This window comes from Skermanella aerolata KACC 11604, from assembly GCF_000936425.1.
In the GTDB taxonomy this organism is placed as follows: domain Bacteria; phylum Pseudomonadota; class Alphaproteobacteria; order Azospirillales; family Azospirillaceae; genus Skermanella; species Skermanella aerolata.
Map to the genome: position 1 here is coordinate 22626 of NZ_AVFK01000015.1, position 20542 is coordinate 43167.

At 63.9% G+C, this 20542-nt stretch carries 18 protein-coding genes; 8 read left to right on the forward strand and 10 right to left on the reverse strand.

Translation table 11 applies throughout. The annotated features are described in order from the left end of the window. Window positions 1–7 precede the first annotated feature (7 nt). Both hpnD and hpnC read right to left on the reverse strand, forming a co-directional pair. The gene (gene hpnD / locus N826_RS18435; protein ID WP_044431246.1) at window positions 8–874 is read right to left on the reverse strand and encodes a presqualene diphosphate synthase HpnD; all 867 of its coding nucleotides are present in this window, start codon (window positions 872–874) and stop codon (window positions 8–10) included. Further along, window positions 871–1743: a squalene synthase HpnC gene (gene hpnC, locus N826_RS18440; RefSeq protein WP_044431248.1), complete on the reverse strand. Its 873-nt coding sequence runs from the start codon at window positions 1741–1743 to the stop codon at window positions 871–873. The genes hpnD and hpnC overlap by 4 nt, the downstream gene beginning before the upstream one ends. Window positions 1744–1885: 142 nt before the next feature. On the opposite strand from hpnC, the gene N826_RS18445 reads away from it, so the two are divergent. Beyond that, entirely contained in the window at window positions 1886–2740 is an 855-nt protein-coding gene (locus N826_RS18445; RefSeq protein WP_044431250.1) for a phytoene/squalene synthase family protein, read from the forward strand. 11 nt (window positions 2741–2751) lie between these two features. On the opposite strand, the gene trmFO is transcribed toward N826_RS18445, so the two are convergent. Continuing rightward, on the reverse strand, window positions 2752–4107 hold the full coding sequence (gene trmFO / locus N826_RS18450; protein WP_044431252.1) for a methylenetetrahydrofolate--tRNA-(uracil(54)-C(5))-methyltransferase (FADH(2)-oxidizing) TrmFO: 1356 nt from the start codon (window positions 4105–4107) through the stop codon (window positions 2752–2754). A 175-nt stretch (window positions 4108–4282) separates the two neighbouring features. Here trmFO and N826_RS41760 point away from each other — a divergent pair, with 175 nt between their 5' ends. Further along, window positions 4283–4804, forward strand: a complete 522-nt coding sequence (locus N826_RS41760; protein ID WP_052831564.1) for a DUF1499 domain-containing protein — start codon at window positions 4283–4285, stop codon at window positions 4802–4804. On the opposite strand, the gene uvrA is transcribed toward N826_RS41760, so the two are convergent. Continuing rightward, on the reverse strand, window positions 4796–7663 hold the full coding sequence (uvrA, locus tag N826_RS18460; protein WP_044431253.1) for an excinuclease ABC subunit UvrA: 2868 nt from the start codon (window positions 7661–7663) through the stop codon (window positions 4796–4798). The two genes, N826_RS41760 and uvrA, sit on opposite strands and share 9 nt — an antisense overlap. Window positions 7664–7859: 196 nt before the next feature. Between uvrA and N826_RS18465 the strand changes: the two genes are divergently transcribed. After that, window positions 7860–8369 (forward strand): single-stranded DNA-binding protein, encoded by a 510-nt coding sequence (locus tag N826_RS18465; protein WP_044431255.1) that lies wholly within the window; start codon window positions 7860–7862, stop codon window positions 8367–8369. 114 nt (window positions 8370–8483) lie between these two features. Here N826_RS18465 and N826_RS18470 read toward each other — a convergent pair whose 3' ends face one another. From N826_RS18470 to N826_RS18485, 4 genes are all read right to left on the reverse strand, one after another. Further along, window positions 8484–9233: an SDR family NAD(P)-dependent oxidoreductase gene (locus N826_RS18470; RefSeq protein WP_044431257.1), complete on the reverse strand. Its 750-nt coding sequence runs from the start codon at window positions 9231–9233 to the stop codon at window positions 8484–8486. Next, complete coding sequence (locus tag N826_RS18475; protein ID WP_044431260.1) at window positions 9230–10087, reverse strand: fumarylacetoacetate hydrolase family protein; 858 nt, start codon at window positions 10085–10087, stop codon at window positions 9230–9232. The genes N826_RS18470 and N826_RS18475 overlap by 4 nt, the downstream gene beginning before the upstream one ends. Window positions 10088–10133: 46 nt before the next feature. Then, complete coding sequence (locus N826_RS18480) at window positions 10134–11171, reverse strand: TRAP transporter substrate-binding protein (protein WP_084720875.1); 1038 nt, start codon at window positions 11169–11171, stop codon at window positions 10134–10136. Window positions 11172–11266: 95 nt separating this feature from the next. Beyond that, on the reverse strand, window positions 11267–13090 hold the full coding sequence (locus N826_RS18485) for an IlvD/Edd family dehydratase (protein ID WP_373866615.1): 1824 nt from the start codon (window positions 13088–13090) through the stop codon (window positions 11267–11269). 168 nt (window positions 13091–13258) lie between these two features. Between N826_RS18485 and N826_RS41765 the strand changes: the two genes are divergently transcribed. Beyond that, the gene (locus N826_RS41765; protein WP_084720876.1) at window positions 13259–14239 is read left to right on the forward strand and encodes a LysR family transcriptional regulator; all 981 of its coding nucleotides are present in this window, start codon (window positions 13259–13261) and stop codon (window positions 14237–14239) included. On the opposite strand, the gene N826_RS18495 is transcribed toward N826_RS41765, so the two are convergent. Then, window positions 14127–15605, reverse strand: coding sequence for a sensor histidine kinase (locus N826_RS18495; protein ID WP_044431269.1), 1479 nt, complete (start codon window positions 15603–15605; stop codon window positions 14127–14129). The two genes, N826_RS41765 and N826_RS18495, sit on opposite strands and share 113 nt — an antisense overlap. Window positions 15606–16212: 607 nt before the next feature. On the opposite strand from N826_RS18495, the gene pstS reads away from it, so the two are divergent. The 4 genes from pstS to pstB are packed head-to-tail and all read left to right on the forward strand — an operon-like array spanning window position 16213 to window position 20000. Continuing rightward, the gene (gene pstS / locus N826_RS18500; protein ID WP_147039961.1) at window positions 16213–17277 is read left to right on the forward strand and encodes a phosphate ABC transporter substrate-binding protein PstS; all 1065 of its coding nucleotides are present in this window, start codon (window positions 16213–16215) and stop codon (window positions 17275–17277) included. 52 nt (window positions 17278–17329) lie between these two features. Beyond that, window positions 17330–18310 (forward strand): phosphate ABC transporter permease subunit PstC, encoded by a 981-nt coding sequence (gene pstC / locus N826_RS18505; protein ID WP_044431270.1) that lies wholly within the window; start codon window positions 17330–17332, stop codon window positions 18308–18310. Between the two features lie 5 nt (window positions 18311–18315). After that, window positions 18316–19158 carry a phosphate ABC transporter permease PstA gene (gene pstA, locus N826_RS18510; RefSeq protein ID WP_044431272.1) on the forward strand — a complete coding sequence of 281 codons (843 nt, stop codon included), beginning with the start codon at window positions 18316–18318 and terminating at the stop codon, window positions 19156–19158. 5 nt (window positions 19159–19163) lie between these two features. After that, entirely contained in the window at window positions 19164–20000 is an 837-nt protein-coding gene (gene pstB / locus N826_RS18515; RefSeq protein WP_084720877.1) for a phosphate ABC transporter ATP-binding protein PstB, read from the forward strand. A 41-nt stretch (window positions 20001–20041) separates the two neighbouring features. On the opposite strand, the gene N826_RS18520 is transcribed toward pstB, so the two are convergent. Beyond that, entirely contained in the window at window positions 20042–20230 is a 189-nt protein-coding gene (locus N826_RS18520) for a hypothetical protein (RefSeq protein ID WP_044431274.1), read from the reverse strand. Window positions 20231–20542: the final 312 nt, after the last annotated feature.

Consider the following 20542-nt stretch of genomic DNA (forward strand, 5'->3'; position numbering starts at 1 on the left):
GCGGCACTCAACTCTGCGGAGGACGTCCGACAAGGCAGCGCAGAGTCACCCACGCCTTTTCGGATTTAGGCAGGCGCGGACGCCTGCCAAGGTCCGCCCAGCCGCGTGCGCGCAGATGCTTCAAGGTGCGGCGGTATAGCAGCATCATGGCGCGGGCTGTCCAAAGCCGACGGCGCGGCCAGCGCGCCAGCAGGCGTTCCGCATCGGCGAAGCGGGCTTCCGCCATATCGGCCAGCGCGTCGCAGACCTTGGGCAGGGCAGGGTGGCGAAGCACCTCGGCAGGGTCGCTGGCGACGATACCGGCCCGCACCAGCAGCTCCCGAGGCAGATAAAGCCGGCCAAGCTCAGCGTCTTCCTCCAGGTCGCGCAGGATGTTGGTCATCTGCAAGGCATCGCCCAGCGCCAGCGCCAGCGCCTCCGTCTCGTCGTCGGCGCGGTCGAACACCCGGATGGCCAGCAGCCCGACCGCTCCGGCCACACGTCTGCAATAGACCTTGAAGGTGTCCAGCGGCGGCGCCCGCAAGGGCGTGCCCAGGTCCATCGCCATGCCGTCGATCACGGCTTCCAGCTCGGCCCGCGGCAGGTGGTAGCGGGCAATCGCGTCGGCCAGCCCGGCGGCGACCGGAGTGGACGGAGCGCCGCCCATGTAGAGCGACCGGATCTGCTCCCGCCAGCCCACGAGGGCGGCGCGCTTGTCCTCGATCGTGCCGGGTTCGTCCACGATGTCGTCCACCTGTCGGCAGAACGCGTAGATGGCGAACATGGCGGTACGCTTCGGCTTTGGCAACAGCAGCATGGGCCAGAAGAAGGTGCTTCCGGACCGGCCGGTGATTTCACCGGGACCGGCGGCGGAGGCGGCAGGCGCGGAAGTCATCTTATGCTGAGTCCCGCTGCGATGCCCTGAACGGTAGCCATGACGCGCGCCGTCGCCGACAGGCGGACCCGGCGTGCCAGGGGGTCCTGCCGTCGCAGCCGCCGCGACAGTGCGCGAGCGAGGCTGAGGATCACCGCCGACTCCAGCCTCAGTCCCCTGTGCTTGACCATGCTGGGCAGGGGAGCCGCACGCTCCAGCAGTGCATCGACCTGATCCAGCGTGCGGTCCAGGATGGCGCGCAACTGCTCGTTCGAGCTTCGCTCGACCAGCCGTTCGACGCTGACCTTGGACTGTTCGAACCAGATCCGCGGGATGTAGCAGCGGCCCAGATCCACCCAATCTTCGCGGCAATCCTGGAGGTGGTTGAGGATCTGGAGCGCCGCGCACAGCGCATCGGACGGTCCGACCGCCTTGTGCCCCTCGCCGTGGAGCGCCAGCAGGTAGCGTCCCACCGGCGCCGCCGAATAGCGGCAGTAGAGCATCAGGTCGCTCCAGGTCCGGCACGGCGTGTTCTTGGCATCGCGCCGGAAGGCCTGGAGGACTTGCCGAGCATGGGTGTCGGGCAGGCCGGTCAGCCGAAGGCTGGCATGGAGGTCGAGCGCCGGCTGAAGATAGGCGCTATGAGCCTCGCCTTTCATCAGGGCGCGCTCCAGCGCGTCCAGATGGCTCAGCTTCAGCTCCGGTTCCAGATCGGGGTCATCCGCGATGTCGTCGGCGAGGCGAACGAACTTGTAGTACGCCATCACGTGCGGACGCAGCCGTTTCGGAAGCAGCCGGGACGCTACCGGGAAGTTCTCGCCACTGGAGTCCTTCCGTGCGGCGGGTTCGGCGTTGCCTGTGTCGGGCGGTGCGATGTTGAACTCGGCCATTGGTTTCCGCGAAAAGCGAGGTCAGGCTTAAAGGTCTGGCCGATCAGCCACGCGAGGCCAATATGTCATGGCGCCAGAGGTCCACTATAGAGCATGTTGGCACTGGTTTCTCTCGTCACTATGCGGCGTCCCCCGAAATTTCATGACTAACTCCGAAGCGGCCCTGTCCTACTGCGGGCAGGAAGTCCGAAAATATGACAAAGACCGGTTTCTTACGGCGCTGTTCGCTCCAGCCGAGCGGCGCGAGGCGCTGTTTGCGCTTTACGCCTTCAACCTGGAAATCGCCAAGACCAGGGAAGTGGTGACCGAACCGGTCCTTGGCCAGATCCGGCTGCAATGGTGGCACGACGCGATAGGCGAAGCTTATGACGGAACGCCACGCCGCCATGAGGTCCTGCTGCCGCTGGCGGAGGCGATCCGGCAATTCGGCCTGACGCGCGGTCACTTCGAAAAGCTGATCGACGCGCGCGAGGCCGACCTGACCGACGAGCCACCGGCCGATGCGACCTGCCTGATCAGCTACGCGGAGGTCACCGGTGTCCCGCTGGTGCTTCTGGCGCTGGAAATCCTGGGTGTTTCCGGCAATGCCGCCGCCGATAAGGCGGCGCGGCACGTCGGCATCGCTTGGGCTCTGGCCGGGCTGTTGCGGGCGATCCCGTTCCACGCGCGCAGCCACCGGCTCTACATGCCGAAGGACGCCCTGGCGCGGCACGACGTCGCCGAGGGCCGTCTGTTCGACCTGAAGCCGCCGGAGGGCCTGAAGGCCGTCGTCGGCGAAGTCGCCGATCTGGCGAGGGGCCACCTGCGCGAAGCGCGGGCCTTGCGCCGCGACGTGCCGCGCGCCGCCAACCCGGCGCTGCTGATCGCCTCCATCGCCGATACATACCTGGGCGTGATCGCGAAGCAGGGAAATGATGTGTTCGCGCCGAAGGTGCTGATGCCCAACCCGTTCAGGCAGGTCCGGCTGGGACTGCGGGCAATGACCGGGCGCTACTAAACGGCGGGCTGTCAGGCGGCTTGCGACTGCCTGCCCAGCCAGCCGTCGAGGTCGGCCAGCGCCCTCCGGGTATAGGCCAGCTTGCGGTCGCGTCCCTTGATCTTTCCCTCCAGATCGGGGAACAGGCCGAAGTTGACGTTCATCGGCTGGAACGTCTCCGCCTCCGCCCCGCCAGTGATGTGGTTCAGCAGGGCACCCAGCGCCGTCGTGGGGGGAGGGCTGAATGAGGGCTGCCCCATCCGCTCGGCCGCCGCGAACCGGCCCGTCAGCAGGCCGATGGCGGCGGACTCGACATAACCCTCCACGCCGGTCACCTGACCGGCGAAGCGCAGGCGCGGCATCGCCTTGAGCCGCATTTCCCGGTCCAGCAGCTTCGGGCTGTTCAGGAAGGTATTGCGGTGCATGCCGCCGAGCCTCGCGAACTCGGCGTTCTCCAGGCCGGGAATCATGCGGAACACCCGCGTCTGGTCCGCGTATTTCATCTTGGTCTGGAACCCGACCAAATTGTAGAGCGTGCCCAGCGCATTATCCTGGCGCAACTGGACGATGGCATGAGAGCGGCCGCCGGTGTGCGGGTTGGTCAGGCCGACCGGCTTCATCGGGCCGTACCGCAAGGTATCGATGCCGCGCGACGCCATGACCTCGATCGGCAGGCAGCCTTCGAAGTAGGGGGTGTTCTTCTCCCACTCCTTGAAGTCGGTCTTGGGCGCGTCGATCAGCGCCTGGATGAAGGCGGTGTACTGGTCCCGATCCATCGCGCAGTTGATGTAGTCCTTGCCCGTACCGCCCGGACCCGGTTTGTCGTAGCGAGATTGGAACCACGCCTTGGACAGGTCGATGCTTTCCGTGTAGACGATCGGCGCGATGGCGTCGAAAAAGGCAAGGCTTTCCTCACCGGTCAGCTCGCGCACCGCTTCCGCCAGGGCCGGCGATGTCAGCGGGCCGGTCGCGACGATGACGCTGTCCCAGTCCTCCGGCGGCAGCCCCGCGACTTCCTCCCGCACCAGGGTCACCAGCGGGTGCCGGGCTATGGTATCGGAAACGGCGGCGGAGAAGGCGTCTCGATCGACCGCCAGCGCTCCGCCCGCCGGCACCTTATGGGCATCGGCACAGCGCAGGATCAGGCTGTCGCAGCGGCGCATCTCCTCGTGCAGCAATCCTACCGCATTGTACTCGGCATCGTCGGAGCGGAACGAGTTCGAGCACACCATCTCCGCCAGACCTTCGGTCTGATGCGCCTCCGTCTTGCGGACGGGGCGCATCTCGTGCAGGACGACCGGCACGCCGGCCGAAGCGATCTGCCAAGCGGCTTCGCTGCCGGCGAGGCCGCCGCCGATGACATGGATGGGCAGGAGTGATGTGCTCATGGGAACGCTTGCCTTCGGAAAATCAGACCGTGCAGATGGGCCATTCGGCGCGGAAAGGCAAGGCGCGATAGAGGCGGCACCCATCAAAGAGCGCTTGCGGATCGCAGTACTTCCCGATCAAGGTGCCTGCCCGATCCGCGTACGGATGCGCGGCTTTCAAGACCGGAGTTCCCCTATGGTAAAACGCCTCGCAACCGCCGTCCTGGCATTGGTCCTGCTGGCTGCCGCAGGCTGGTACGGCTGGCAGCTCGGCCCCTGGGCCGACGCGGCGACGGGCGAGTACGGCGTACCGGTCGATTTCGCTAGCCTTGAACGGAAAGCGTCACCCAACCAGTACCTCGTCGCCCCGGACGGGGTGACTACGCGCGCCAAGCCCGATGCGGAAAGCCCCGTCTTCTCCATGCCGCCCGACCGTCTGCGCGACGCCTTCCTCGCCGTCGTCGCCGAAGCGCCGCGCACGACGCTGCTGAACCGGTCGGCGGACGGCCTGCACCTGACACTGGTCCAGCGCACCGCGCTCCTGCGGTTCCCCGACTATATCGACGTGTGGATCCAGCCCACGCCCGGCGGAAATGGCGACGGTTCGACGATCGCCATCTACAGCCGTTCCCGCTTTGGCTATTCCGATCTGGGCGTCAATCGCAAGCGGGTGGAGGACTGGATGGCGGCCCTGGAATCCAAGGCTGCCTCACGCTGACTTGCGCGTCTTCCGCTTGGGCGCCGCCACCACTGCCGGCAGGTACGGCGCCAGATAGCGGCCGGTGTAGCTTCGCGGCTCCTCGACCACGCGCTCTGGCGGTCCCTCCGCGACGATCTCGCCGCCGCCGGTGCCGCCTTCCGGCCCGAGGTCGATGATCCAGTCGGCTGTCTTGATGACTTCCAGGTTATGCTCGATCACGACGACGGTATTGCCCTGATCGACCAGCGCGTGGAGCACTTCCAGCAGCTTGCGGACATCCTCGAAATGCAGGCCGGTGGTCGGCTCGTCCAGGATATAGAGCGTCCGTCCGGTCGCCCGCCGGCTCAACTCCTTCGCGAGCTTGACGCGCTGGGCCTCGCCGCCGGACAGCGTCGTGGCGGCCTGACCGACATGGATGTAGCCGAGGCCGACCCGCTCCAGCGTCTGCATCTTGTCGCGGATCGACGGCACGGCCTTGAAGAACTCGGCACCCTCTTCCACGGTCATGTCGAGCACGTCGGCGATGCTCTTGTCTCGGTACAGGATCTCCAGCGTCTCGCGGTTGTACCGCTTGCCGTGGCAGACGTCGCAGGTGACGTAGACGTCGGGCAGGAAATGCATCTCGATCTTCAGGACGCCGTCACCCTGGCACGCCTCGCACCGCCCGCCCTTGACGTTGAACGAGAAGCGGCCCGGACCGTAGCCGCGCGCCTTCGCCTCCGGCAGGCCGGAGAACCAGTCGCGGATCGGGGTGAAGGCGCCGGTGTAGGTCGCCGGGTTGGAACGTGGCGTTCGGCCGATCGGCGACTGGTCGATGTCGATCACCTTGTCGAGGTGCTCGATACCATTGATCGCGTCATGCTCCGCCGGGTGCTCCCGCGCGCCGTTCAGCCGCCGCGCCAGCGCCTTGTAGAGCGTCTCGATCACGAGGGTCGATTTGCCGCCGCCGGAAACGCCGGTGATGCAGGTGAAGGTGCCCAGTGGAATCTTGGTGGAGACGTCCTGGAGGTTGTTGGACCGGGCGCCGACGATCTCGACGAACTGGCCCTTGTGACCCTTGCGCCGCTCGGCCGGCACCGGCACTGACCTCCGTCCGGTCAGGTAATCGGCGGTGATGCTGTTCGGGTTGGCCATCACCTCTTCCGGGGTTCCGGCGGCGATGACTTGCCCGCCATGGACGCCGGCGGCCGGTCCCATATCGACCAGATAATCGGCGGCGCGGATGGCGTCCTCGTCGTGCTCGACCACGATCACGGTGTTGCCGATGTCGCGCAACCGGCGCAGCGTTATCAGCAGGCGGTCGTTGTCGCGCTGGTGCAGCCCGATCGACGGCTCGTCCAGCACATAGAGCACGCCGGTCAGGCCCGATCCGATCTGTGACGCGAGCCTGATGCGCTGGCTCTCGCCGCCCGACAGCGAGCCGGAATTGCGGCTAAGCGTCAGGTATTCCAGCCCGACATTGTTGAGGAAGCCCAGCCGCTCGTTTATCTCCTTCAGGATGCGGTAGGCGATCTCCTGATCCTTCGGGCGCAGATGCCCGTTCAACTCGCCGAACCAGCTGCCGGCTTCCAGGATCGACATCTCCGTGACTTGGCTGATGTGCAGGCCACGGATCTTGACCGCCAGCGCCTCCGGCTTCAGGCGAGCGCCCTTGCAGGCCTCGCAGGGCTGGCTGGACTGGTACTTGCTCAATTCTTCCTTGACCCAGGAGCTTTCGGTTTCCTTCCAGCGCCGCTCAAGGTTGTTGACGATGCCTTCGAATGCCTTGTGCGTCTCGTAGCTGCGCAGGCCGTCGTCGTAGCGCATGGTCACGGGCTTGCCGCCGGAGCCGTACAGGATGCCCTGCTTCGCCTCCTCCGGAAGCCCCTCCCACGGCGTCTTCATGCTGACCTTGTAGTGCCGCGCCAGGCTTTCCAGCGTCTGCGCGTAATATTGCGACGTGGAATTGGCCCAGGGGGCGACGGCGCCCTTCTCAAGCGACAGCGCCTCGTTCGGCACCACCATCATCGGGTCGAAATATAGCTTCTCGCCCAGCCCGTCGCAGGACGGGCAAGCGCCGAACGGATTGTTGAACGAGAACAGGCGCGGCTCGATCTCCGGGATCGTGAAGCCGCTGACCGGGCAGGCGAACTTGGCCGAGAAGGTGGTGCGCTCGCCATTATCGGCGTTCTCGGCGAAGGCCAGACCGTCGGCCAGCCCAAGCGCCTGCTCCAGCGAATCGGCGATCCGGTTGCCCAAGCCCTCGCGCACGACGATCCGGTCGACGACGACCTCGATATCGTGCTTGAGCTTCTTGTTGAGGGCAGGGGCCTCGTCGATCTCGTACATCTCTCCATCGATCTTGACGCGCTGGTAGCCGCGCTTGGAGAGGTCCTGAAGCTCCTTCCGGTACTCGCCCTTACGTCCGCGCACGATGGGTGCCAGCAGCAGCAGGCGGGTGCCTTCCGGCAACTCCATGATCCGGTCCACCATCTGGCTGACCGTCTGGCTTTCGATCGGCAGGCCGGTGGCGGGGGAATAGGGAACACCTACGCGCGCGTAGAGCAGGCGCATGTAGTCGTAGATCTCCGTCACCGTCCCGACGGTCGAGCGCGGATTGCGCGACGTGGTCTTCTGCTCGATCGAGATCGCGGGCGACAGCCCCTCGATCGAATCGACGTCGGGCTTCTGCATCAGTTCAAGGAACTGGCGCGCATAGGCCGACAGGCTCTCGACGTAGCGGCGCTGCCCTTCGGCGTAGATCGTGTCGAACGCCAGCGAGGACTTGCCCGATCCGCTCAAGCCGGTGATGACCACCAGCTTATCGCGCGGCAAATCGACATCGACATTCTTCAAATTATGTTCCCGCGCGCCGCGGACGATGATAGATTTGTTCATGAGATGTTCTATATCAGGAAGGTGTGGCCGTGTGAAGCCGCAAACCCCAGACATATGTGCGACGCGGGATGAAATTGCTACATCTTCGCTCGTAATTCATGTCGGGCTGCGCTATCGGGGCGCCGTTGCGTTTGTCGCGACGCCCGCTTACGGTAGGGACGAATACGCGCCACCGGCGGATCAGGAGTAGGATTAGATGAACGTATGGACTTTCAGCGGCCGTGTCGGTGCCGATGCGGAACTGAGGACCACCCAGAGCGGCGAGAAGGTGCTGAGCTTCCGGGTGGCGAACGATATCGGGTTCGGTGACCGCAAGACCACGCAGTGGGTCGATTGCTCCTACTGGGGCAAGCGCGCCGAGGCCGTCTCCAGCTACGTCCGCAAGGGCGACAAGATCACCGTCAGCGGCGAAGTGAAGCTGGAAGAGTTCCAGCGCCGCGACGGCACGCCGGGCTCCAAGCTGGCCGTCCGCGTCAACGATCTCGACCTCGCCGCCCGTAGCGAAGGCGCCGGCGGCGGTGGCGGCGGCAGTGGCCGCGACTACGAGGCCGGCGGTGGCGGCGGCTACGGTGGCGGCGGTGGTGGCGGTGGTTACGGCAACGACCGTGACAGCGGCAGCCGGGGCGGCTCGGGCGGCGGTGGCGCCGGCCGGGGCGGCGGCAAGCCGACCTTCGACCAGGACCTGGACGACGAAATCCCGTTCTGAGTCGACGCCTGTCGTCCAGACATTCGACGCGGAAAAGGCGCTGGAACGTATCTCCAGCGCCTTTTTACGTTGGTCGGAAACTGCTCACCTGCCAAGCCGCAGCTTACTGCAAGCTCAGTACGTCGCCCGTCCGCCCGAGGCGTCGAACACGCTGCCCGTGGTGAACGAGCATTCCTCGCTCGCCAGCCAGCAGATCAGCGACGTGATTTCCTCGACCTTGCCGAAGCGGCCCATCGGGATCTTCGACAGCATGAAGTCGATGTGTTCCTGGGTCATCTGGTCGAAAATCGCCGTCTTGACCGCCGCTGGGGTGACGGCGTTGACGGTAATGTTCTTCTTCGCCAACTCCTTGCCCAGCGACTTGGTCAGCCCGATCACCGCCGCCTTCGACGTGCTGTAGGCCGAAGCGTTCGGGTTGCCTTCCTTGCCGGCGACGGAGGCCAGATTGACGATCCGGCCGTAGCCGCCCTCGAGCATATGGGGAACCACCGCGCGGTTGCAGTGGAACAGCCCGTTCAGGTTGACGTCGATCACCTGATGCCAAGCCTCGACCGGGTATTCCCACAGCGTCGTGTTCGGTCCGGTGATGCCGGCGCTGGCGACCAGCACGTCGATGCCGCCCAGGTTCTCCACCGTGGACTTCGCCGCGGCCGCGACCGCATCCCAGGACGTGATATCGACTTGGAACGCGGAACGGCGGGACCCCAGTTCGGCGACGGCGCGGTCGAGCGCCGCCTGATCGCGGTCCCAAAGGGCCACCGAAGCGCCCTCGGCGATGAGCCGGCTGGCGACTCCGAACCCGATGCCGGACGCTCCGCCGGTGACGACGGCGCGCTTGCCGGCGAAGCGGTCGGCGAAGCTCATCGGTTTTCACCCCACGCGACGAAGGTCTGCTGCTGCTCGCCCAGCTTCTCAATGCCCAGGCGGACGACGTCGCCGGCCTTCAGGTATTGCGGTTCCGGCTTGATGCCCATGCCGACGCCGGGAGGGGTGCCGGTCGTGATGACGTCGCCGGGCATCAGGGTCATGAACTCGCTGATGTAGCTGACCAGCGTCGCCACGTCGAAGATCATCGTCGCGGTCGTGCCGGTCTGCTTGCGCTCGCCGTTGACGTCCAGCCACATCGACAGGTTCTGCACGTCGCCGACCTCGTCGGAGGTCACCAGCCACGGGCCGATCGGCCCAAAGGTGTCGCAGCCCTTGCCCTTGTCCCAGGTGCCGCCGCGCTCGATCTGGTACTCGCGCTCCGACACGTCGTTGATGACGACGTAACCGGCGACATGGGCCAGCGCTTCGTCCTTGGTGACGTAGCTGGCGCGGGTGCCGATCACGACGCCAAGCTCGACTTCCCAGTCGGTCTTCTTCGAGCCGCGCGGAATGATGACGTTGTCGTTGGGGCCGGTGATGCTGCTGATCGCCTTGGTGAAGACGACGGGCTCGGCCGGTACCGGCAGGCCTGATTCGGCGGCGTGGTCGGAGAAGTTGAGGCCGACAGCGATGAATTTGCCGATCCGCGCGACCGGAACGCCGAGACGGGGATTGCCCTCGACGACGGGAAGCGAGGAGGTGTCGATCGCCGCCAGTTCCTTCAGCTTGGCGGGCGACAGCTTGTCGCCGTCGATGTCGTCGATCTTGCCGGAAAGGTCGCGGATCTTGCCCTCGGCATCGAGAATTCCGGGACGTTCCTGGCCCGACGGGCCGTGGCGTAGCAGCTTCATGTCTCTTCCCTGTATTTCTAGTTGTGAACCGGCAATTCGTGCCGGATCAGTTCGAACCGCGGAGTTTGGCGAGCTGGGCGTTCAGTTCGCCGACAAGTTCGGGGCCTGCGACATCGGTGTATTTCTGCGTCACCGGCTTCAGCTTTTCGGCCATGCGTGCCCGCTCTTCCTCCGAGACTTCGGTGACGGTCATACCATGGCCCTTCAATTGCTCAAGCACTTTGGCGTCCATTTCGCGGGATACCTGGCGCTGATAGGGCTTCACTTCCTCGGCGGCGTCCTTCAGCAATTTCTGCTCGTCCGGGGTCAGCTTATCCCAGATCTTCTTGCTGAACATCACGAGCAGCGGGTTATAGACGTGCCGGGTGGTGGAGAGGTATTTCTGCTCCTCGTAGAACTTCGAGGACTCGATCGACACCAGCGGATTTTCCTGGCCGTCCACGGTCTTGGTCTCCAGCGCCGTGTACAGCTCGGGCAGGGGCAGCGGGACGGCGTTGGCCCCCAGGGCGTTGAAGGCGTCTAGATACAGCGGCGCCTGGATCACGCGGATCTTGAGGCCTTGGATGTCTTCCCACTTCTCCACCGGGCGACGGCTGTTGGTCAGGCTGCGGAAACCGTGTTCCCAATACGACAGGCCGATCAAGCCTTTCTCGGGCAGGCGGTCCATCAGCTTTTGGCCGAGCGGACCGTCCAGCGCCGCGTCCACTTCCTGCGGGGTCTTGAACAGGAACGGCAGGTCGAACAGCACGTATTCCTTGATCTGGCCGACCAGGACGCCGGAGCCCATCATGACCATCTCGATCGTGCCGCCCTGGAGCGACGAGACGGTCTGGATGTCGCCGCCCAGCGTGCCGCCGGCAAACAGCTTGACCTTGATCTTGCCGTCGCTTTTCTGGTTGACGATCTCGGCGAACTTCTGAGCGCCGGCGCCCCAATGGTTGTCCATGTTCTGGACAAAGGCGAACTTGATCGTGCGTTCCTTGATGTCGGCGGCTTGGGCAGTCCCTGCGGACATCGTGAACCCGGTCAGCAGCATTCCGGCAAGCATCGATCCAGTCTGGACGCGACTCAGCACTCTACTCATTGTTTCCCCTGAACTCATATTTGTTGTTTTGGAAGAGGCGCTTGCCGGACGGCACTCCGGCAAGCGCATTTTGTTATCAGTGCCGTATTCGGTCTTCAGTGATTGTCGCGCGGACGGAACTTGTGCGCGACGTCCTGGTACTTGACCGCAGGCTTCAGCACCATTCCCTGGTCGTACTGGTCGACCAGATTACGCTGGATCTCCTGCCAGGGCGTCTGGCTTGCGGGCACATAGGACAGCCCGCCGTTGGCCAGCTTCGCCGTTACGTCCTGCCGGCGCCTCGTTAGTTCCTCGTCGGAGATCAGGATATTGGCTTCGCGCTTGTTCAGGTCGATCCGCACGCGGTCGCCGGTCTGCACCAGCGCCAGACCGCCACCCGCCGCCGCTTCCGGCGATGCGTTCAGGATCGAGGGAGATCCCGACGTTCCCGACTGGCGTCCGTCACCGATGCAGGGCAGTTCGGTGATGCCGCGCTTGAGCAAGGCTGCCGGCGGGTCCATGTTGACGACCTCTGCGGCGCCGGGGTGCCCGATCGGGCCGGCGCCCCGGATGAACAGGATCGAGTGCTCGTCGATCTCCAGCGACGGATCGTTGATCCGGGCATGGTAGTCCTCGCGCCCGTCGAACACGACTGCCTTGCCTTCGAAGGCCTCGGGGTCGCTCGGGTTCGACAGGTAACGCTCGCGGAACTCCTTGGAGATCACGCTGGTCTTCATGATCGCGCTGTCGAACAGGTTGCCCTTCAGGTTCAGGAAGCCGGCGTCGGCCAGCATCGGCTGATCAAAGGCGCGGATGACCTCACGGTCTTCCGTGAACTTGCCCGTACAGTTCTCGCCCATCGTCTTGCCGTTGACGGTCTTGGCATCCGGGTGCGGCAGGCGTCCGGCGGCGATCAGTTCGGCCACGACGGCCGGGACGCTGCCGGCGCGGAAGAAATCCTCGCCCAGGAACCGGCCCGCCGGCTGCATGTCGACCAGCAGCGGGATGCTGTGGCCGACCTTTTCCCAGTCATCGTTATTCAGTTCCAGCCCGAGATGCCGCGCGATGCCGTTGAGGTGGATCGGAGCGTTGGTCGAGCCGCCGATCGCCGAGCAGACCGCGATGGCGTTCTCAAAGGACTCGCGCGTCATGATGTCGGACGGCTTCAGGTCCTCCCACACCATCTCCACGATGCGCTTGCCGGTCAGGTAGGCCGCCGCCGCGCGTTCCTTGTGGACGGCGGGGATCGCGGCCGAACCCGGCAGCATCATGCCCAACGCCTCGGCCAGCGAGTTCATCGTCGTGGCCGTGCCCATCGTGTTGCAGAACCCCGGCGACGGAGCGGAGGACGCTACCAGATCGACGTATTCCTTCCAGCCGATCTCGCCTGCCGTCTTGAGCTTCTTGGCGTGCCACTTGATCGTGCCCGACCCGGTCCGCTGGCCCTTGTACCAGCCGTTCAGCATCGGGCCGACCGACAGCGCTATCGCCGGAATGTTCACGGTCGCCGCCGCCATCAGCAGGGCAGGGGTGGTCTTGTCGCAGCCGGTCGTCAGCACCACGGCGTCCAGCGGATAGCCGAACAGGGTCTCGACCAGTCCCAGATAGGCAAGGTTGCGGTCGAGGCCGGCGGTCGGCCGCTTGCCGGTTTCCTGGATCGGATGGACCGGAAACTCGAAGGCGATGCCGCCGGCTTCGCGGATGCCTTCCCGGATACGTTCCGCCAGGACGATGTGCTGGCGATTGCAAGGCGACAGGTCCGAACCGGTCTGCGCGATGCCGATGATCGGCTTGCCGGATTGCAGTTCCTCGCGGGTGATGCCCCAGTTCATGTAGCGCTCGATGTAGAGCGCCGTCATGTCGGGATCGTCAGGATTGTCGAACCAGATCTGCGACCTGAGTTTTACCTGGGTGCCATGCTTTGCATCGAAAGACACGATTCTCTCCCATCCCGGAAACGGGTCGGCGCGTCTTGAGCCGCCGGCCCTTCTTATTGGTTGAATGCGCCAAGGTACGGGGCGCCTGGGATAACCGTCCAATCGAAAATCGGACGACTATGATATAACAATCTGTATGTCTCTACGTGCGGATCAAAGCCGGAAAATTCTATGCTGCCTCAATCCCTGCCGCCGAACTGGTTCCTCCGCGCGCGACTGAAGTTCCGGCATCTTCAGCTTTTCCTTGCGCTCGACGAGCACAGGAACCTCCACCGCGCCGCCGCCAGCCTCAACCTTTCACAGCCGGCCGCGTCCAAGCTGCTCGGCGATTTAGAGGATGCTTTGGGGTTCCCCTTGTTCGAGCGGCATGCGCGCGGCATCGAACCCAATTGGTACGGCGAGTTGATGATTCGCCATGCCAGGGTCATCCTGTCCGAGCTGGCGGTCGCCGGATCGGAACTGACGGCGCTCCAGGCCGGGCACAGCGGCAAGGTCACGGTCGGGACGGTGATGGCGCCGGCGGTGGAACTGGTCGTTCCGGCGGTCGATGCGGTCAGGCAGGGACATCCCGGCCTTCAGATCTTCGTCGACGTCGATACTAGCCCTGTCCTGGTAGACCGCTTGCGGCAGGGCCAGCTCGACTTCGCGATCGCCCGGATTCCGGCGGATGCCGATCCCACTCCCTTCATCTATGAGGAGATCGGCGACGAGGAACTCTGCTTCGTCTGCCGCAGCGGACATCCGCTGGCGGGGATGGACCTCGTCACTCTGGAGGACCTCGTCGGGCAGACCTGGGTTTTGCAGCCGCACGGATCCTTGCTGCGCCGGCTGGTCCACCAGATGTTCCGGAGCAGGAGGCTGCCGATTCCGGCACAAGTGATCGAAAGCGCTTCCGTCGTCATGTCGATGGCGATGATCGACAAGACGGACGCGCTGTCGGTTACGGCCCGCGCGCTAGCCGAGCTGTACTGTTCGACCAACCGCTTCTCGATCCTGAAGTTCGAGAAGCGGTTCAGCGTCGAGCCCTACGGCCTCGTCCTTATGCAGAATCACCCTCTGTCGCCGGGCGCGCGGACCCTGCTGGCAGCAATCCGGGCCGCTCTTCCTCGTCCGGCGGTGCCGGATCTTGAGCGGAGCGGCACGGCACCGTGATCGAAAACCTCGACCCATGCCCCACGATGGAACACACCGAGACCTTATGGTTAAGCAGCTCCGCGGTCCGGCGGACGATGGACAGGCCTAAGCCGACGCCCTGGGATGCTCCCGGATCCACCGGATCGATCCGGTGGAACTCCTCGAAGATCTCTTCCAGCCGATCGGCGGCGATGCCGACGCCGGTGTCCCACACCTCCAGCCGCAGCATCGTGTTCCGCCGGCGGCAGGCAAGGAGGATTCCGCCGCTGGCCGTGTAGCGGAGCGCGTTGCCGAGCAGGTTCGCGACGATCCGGTGCAGCAAATCCGGATCGCTGAGGATTTCACAGTCATGACACCGGATGCGCAGGCGAAGCCCCCGGCTCTCGGCAAGCGGCCTGAACTCCATTTCCAGCCTGTCGATGAGGTTCCCGGCCGGAAACCTCTCGATGCGCAACTCCACCGTTCCGCTTTCCAGCCGCGACAGGTCGAGCAGGCTCGACAGCATCCGCTGCCCGCTCTCATGCGCTCGCTCCAGCGCTTGCAGCAGTTCATGATGGGGCGTGTCCTTCAGCCGGCTGTCCAGAAGATCGATGAACAGCCGCATCGCCTGGAATGGCTGGCCCAGGTCGTGACTGGCGGCGGCCAGGAACCTCGACTTCATCTGGTTCGCCCGGTTGGCCTCGTCGCGTGCCATCCTCAAGTCGGTAGTCCGCCGTTCCACCTTGCGCTCGAGGTCGGCCAGGACAGAGGACAGCTCGTCGGCGAGCCGGCTCTTCTCCATCTTCAGCCGGAGCATCGTGGAACTCCAGCGGTTCAGCTTCCGGGCCGCGATCCACAGGAAGACGGTGAACATGAAACTCAGGGCCGCCATGCCGAGCCAGACCGGGCTTCCCTCAAGAGCGAACCGGATCGCCAGGGGCAGCATGCAGGGGATCAGGAAAGCCGTCACCACGGGAAGCAGCGGCGACAGGGTGACGACCGATCCCGCCGCCATCCCGCCCAGGACGAATGCGACGAACAGCCGGTAGATCGGCGGCTCGGGCAACAGAAGCGCGAGCCCGATACCCCAGATGCAGCCGGAAATTCCTGAAGCCAGGGTCAGACGCCGGACGGATTGCGCGGGATCCCCGATGCTTCCGGTCAATAATCGTCCCGCCAGACCCTGATGGAAAAAACGGATCGCGGTCAGTACGACCAGTAAACCCGACCAGACCGCCACTTGCACAACTGGAACGACCGCCGTGAGAACGGCGGCGATCAGGATCGAGTTCACCACATTCGCGGTAAATACAAGCGGAAGCTGGCGGACTACCAGCGACACCTGTTCACTCTGGATATCGGCACATGTCGATGCCGGATTATCCGCCCCGACCCGGACCCTCATTTTCTATCCTGACGTCTTCATCCGCAGGAATGATACAGTATCGAATTGATGCCGTGAATTTACCTTTTACGTGCGGAGAGAGTTTCCAGAACAAAGTGGAATCCTCCCGCACCTGCAAATTTTGGCTTAAGGTGCGCTATTCCAGGATTATCTTTCCAGCCATCATGCGATCGGTCGTTTCGACTCGACGGAGGTTCGATCCTTTTTCGATATTGGTTTCAGACGGAATGGTCTATTTGTGCGCTCGGCTCAGGGGAGCCGGCATCCTCATCAAGGAAACCCGTCCCGCAGAGGCCTTAGCCAGCGGGCGTTGTGCCACATATGAATTACCCATCGCGAGTGACTTAATACCAGCGGAGGGTGGCGGGCTGGATTATATCTGATAGCTTCCCGCTGTTTCATGATCCGGCGCAGGAAAACTTCCAGTCGTGACAGCTTGAGACGATCTTCAAGGAAGCCGCATCTCAATCATATCTGCGGGCGAAGCCGGTAAACTAAAATGCCTTATGAATGTTTTGTTGAATGTTAATTGAAAACTGCCGCTCCTCCGGCTGGATTTGTTGAAGAAAGCGGCTGCCGGTGACTTCCGTATGAATGAGGGGACTTTATGAGCTTTGTTGCCAAGGGCATCATGCGCGCGGCCCTTGCCGGTATCGCCGGCATCGTGCTCGCGACCTCCGCGCAGGCGCAGGACATCTCGGGAGCCGGCGCCACCTTCCCCTATCCGGTTTATGCCCGCTGGGCGCTGGCATATCAGCAGGAAACCGGCACCAAAATAAATTACCAGGCGATCGGCTCGGGTGGCGGTATCCGCCAGATCAAGGAGCGCACGGTCACCTTCGGCGCCTCCGACAGCCCGCTCAAGCCGGACGACCTCGCCAAGGCCGGCCTTGTCCAGTTCCCTCTGATCATGGGCGGCGTGGTCCCGGTCGTGAACATTGTCGGCATCAAGCCCGGCCAGTTGCACCTGGACGGTCCGACCATGGCCCGCATCTACTTAGGCGAGATCGAGAACTGGGACGATCCGGCGATCAAGGCGCTGAACCCGGATCTGCCGCTCCCCAAGCTGGCGATCGCACCGATCTACCGGTCTGACGGTTCGGGCACGAACTTCCTGTTCACGAATTATCTGAGCAAGGTCAGCCAGAGCTTCCTCGACCAGGTCGGCAGCAACACGTCGGTCCAGTGGCCGGCCGGTCTGGGGGCTCGCGGCAACGAAGGCGTCGCCGCCATGACCACGCGCACGCGCGGCGCCATCGGCTACGTCGAATCCGCCTACGCCAAGCAGAACAAGATGCCCCACGTGATCCTGAAGAACGCCGACGGGCAGTGGGTCGAGCCGGAAACCGAGGCGTTCCAGGCAGCGGCTGCTTCGGCCGACTGGGGGAATGCTCCCGGCTACTACATCATCCTGACAAATCAGGCGGGTGCACGGAGCTGGCCGATCACCGGCGCCAGCTTCATCCTGATGCATCGTGAGCCCCGCGATCCCGCCGCCGCCGCTTCGGCTTTGAAATTCTTCGACTGGGCCTATAAGAACGGTGCTCCCATGGCGGAACAGCTCGATTACGTGCCTATGCCGCCGAACGTCGTGGAACTGGTTGAGCAGACATGGTCCAAGGATTTCGCCAAGGTCGACGGCGAGGCTCTGTGGAGCGGAAGCAGCCAATAGTCCCGCGCTGGGAACCTATGGTCGGGAACAGATCGCCGGGAACCGAGTAACAATGACCGATACCGCCCTTCAAGCCGGAAGCCGTGCATCAGGCGGCTCCCAGGCTAAACGCCAGATCGTCATGGACCGGGCCTTCCAGTCGGCGACCGCCTTCTTCGCGTTCCTGGTGCTGGTGATCCTTGGCGGCGTCTTCGTCTCGCTGGTCATGGGAGCGCTCCCGGCGCTCAGCACGTTCGGGTTCAGCTTCGCCTATATGCAGGTCTGGAACCCGGTCACCGAGAAGTTCGGCGCGCTGGCTCCGATCTATGGAACCGTCATGACGGCACTGATCGCGATGGCGGTCGGCATCCCGATCAGTTTCGGCATCGCCGTGTTCCTGACGGAACTCGCTCCGCCCTGGCTCAAGGGGCCGGTCAGCACCGGCATCGAACTGCTTGCCGGCATCCCCAGCATCATCTACGGCATCTGGGGCCTGTTCGTCTTCGCACCGATCTTCCAGCAGACGCTCCAGCCCTTCCTGATCGACACCGTCGGCCAGCTTCCCCTGATCGGCCACATCTTCGCCGGACCACCCTACGGCATCGGCATCTTCACCGCCGGCCTGATCCTCGGGATCATGGTGCTGCCCTTCATCACCGCGATCATGCGCGACGTGTTCGAGACGGTGCCGCCGATGGTCAAGGAATCCGCCTATGGGCTGGGCGCCACGACCTGGGAAGTCGTCTGGAAGGTGGTGCTGCCCTATACCCGCGTCGGCGTCATCGGCGGCATCATGCTCGGCCTCGGCCGCGCGCTGGGCGAGACCATGGCCGTCACGTTCGTCATCGGCAACGCCCACAGGATAGGCAAGACGCTGATGGCTCCGGGGACGACGATCTCGGCGGCGATCGCCAACGAGTTCAACGAGGCCGTGGGCGAGCTGTACATATCGTCGCTGATAGCGCTGGGTCTGATCCTGTTCTTCATCACCTTCGCCGTCTTGGCGATCGCCAAGATCATGCTGATGCGGATGCAGAAGCGGGCAGGGGGCTGACCATCATGAACCTCTACGCACGCCGCCGCCTCACCAGCCGCATCGCCCTGGGATTTTCCATGGCAGCGGCGGCCTTCGGCCTGTTCTGGCTCGTCGCCATCCTGTGGACGCTGTTCTACAACGGCCTGACGGCGCTGGGCGCCGACATCTTCACGCTCAGCACGCCGCCGCCCGGCATTGCCGGCGGTCTGCTCAACGCGATCTACGGCAGCTTCATCATGACCCTGCTGGCGACGCTGATCGGCACGCCTATCGGCATCATGGCGGGCACGTATCTGGCGGAATACTCGCGCGGCAACGTGCTGGGCCAGACGATCCGATTCATCAACGACATCCTGCTGAGCGCCCCGTCGATCATCATCGGCCTGTTCATCTACGGCGTGATGGTCGTTCCGATGGGCCATTTCTCGGCCTGGGCCGGCGCCGTCGCCTTGTCGGTCATCGTCATCCCGGTGGTGGTTCGGACGACGGAGGACATGCTCAACCTCGTGCCGGCCAGCCTTCGCGAAGCGGCCGCCGCCCTGGGAGCGCCCCGGTGGAAGGTAATCGTGCTGATCGCCTACCGCGCCGCGCGCAGCGGCATGATCACCGGCGTCCTGCTGGCCGTGGCCCGCATCAGCGGCGAGACGGCGCCGCTGCTGTTCACCTCGCTCAGCAACCAGTTCTGGAGCACCGACATGAACGCGCCGATGGCGAACCTTCCGGTCGTCATCTTCCGCTTCGCGCTCAGCCCCTACCAGGACTGGCAGGATCTGGCCTGGGCCGGTGCCCTGCTGATCACCGTCACGATCCTCATCATCAACATCACCGCCCGCATGCTGGCGGGGCTCGGCTCCAAAGGACGCTGACGAAAATGCAGAAGAATGTCCGCTCCTACGTGACCACGGGTGCTACGGCCGGCGCGCTGCCCGGCAGCGCCGTCCAGGCCGGCGAACTGACGGAGAAGATGTCGATCCGGAACGTCAGCTTCTTCTACGGTCAGTTCGAAGCGCTCAAGAGCATTTCGGTCCCGCTGTACGACCGCAAGGTCACGGCTTTCATCGGGCCGAGCGGGTGCGGCAAGTCCACCCTGCTGCGCATCCTGAACAGGATCTACGACCTTTACCCGAAGCAGCGCGCGAGTGGTGAAGTCCTGCTCGACGGCCAGAATATCCTGGAACCCGGCATCGACCTCAATCTGCTGCGGGCCAAGGTCGGCATGGTTTTCCAGAAGCCCACGCCGTTCCCGCTGACCATCTACGACAACATCGCGTTCGGCATCCGCCTCTACGAGCGGTTGCCGCGCGACGAGATGGATGGCCGGGTCGAGCAAGCCCTGCGTCGGGCCGCCTTGTGGAACGAGGTCAAGGACAAGTTGAACCAGAGCGGGTTGAGCCTGTCGGGCGGCCAGCAGCAGCGCCTGTGCATCGCGCGCGCCATCGCGGTCAATCCGTCTGTACTGTTGATGGACGAGCCTGCCTCGGCGCTCGACCCCATCTCGACCTCGAAGATCGAGGAACTGATCGACGAGTTGAAGAGCGAGTACTGCATCTGCATCGTCACCCACAACATGCAGCAGGCGGCCCGCGCTTCAGATTTCACCGCCTTCATGTATATGGGCGAACTGATCGAACACGGCGTCACCGAGGACCTCTTCACGACGCCCAAGCAGAAGCGCACCGAAGAATACATCACTGGCCGCTTCGGCTGAGCGTCGCTGCCCTTGGCGACGCCCCTGGGCCGGCCTCCGCGTCAGCCGAACCTGTCACGGGTGGCCGGCCTCTTCTCGGCGATGACGCCGGCGGCGACGAGAAGGTGATTGACCAACAGGACAGCTCCCGCCATCGAGATCAGCAGCAGGACTGCACAGCAGACGAGCGCCTTCAGAAAGATATCCCTCAGTGGCTTGGATGCCCGCCAAAGGCTGAAAGTTAGAATCACCGTACCGGCTCCGTCTCGCGGTTCTTGCTGATGTTGTTGACTGCATTGCAAAAAAGTTTCACATGTTCCCAAAGCTTGCGTTTAAAATTTTTTAACAATGCTGATAGAATCCAGTATTGATCATTAAGGTTACGATTGTGCATATCCGACAATTTGGCACATTTCCAGCTTCGAGCTGGGCAATATTTGAGCCATTTATTGATGAGATCGAAGGCTGCTGTGACAAACCTTCGTCCCTGCTTATGATTGTGTCGATGCGAACAGGTAATGTCACTTGATTGTTCCCACAATGATAGTCCGACGACTGTTGCG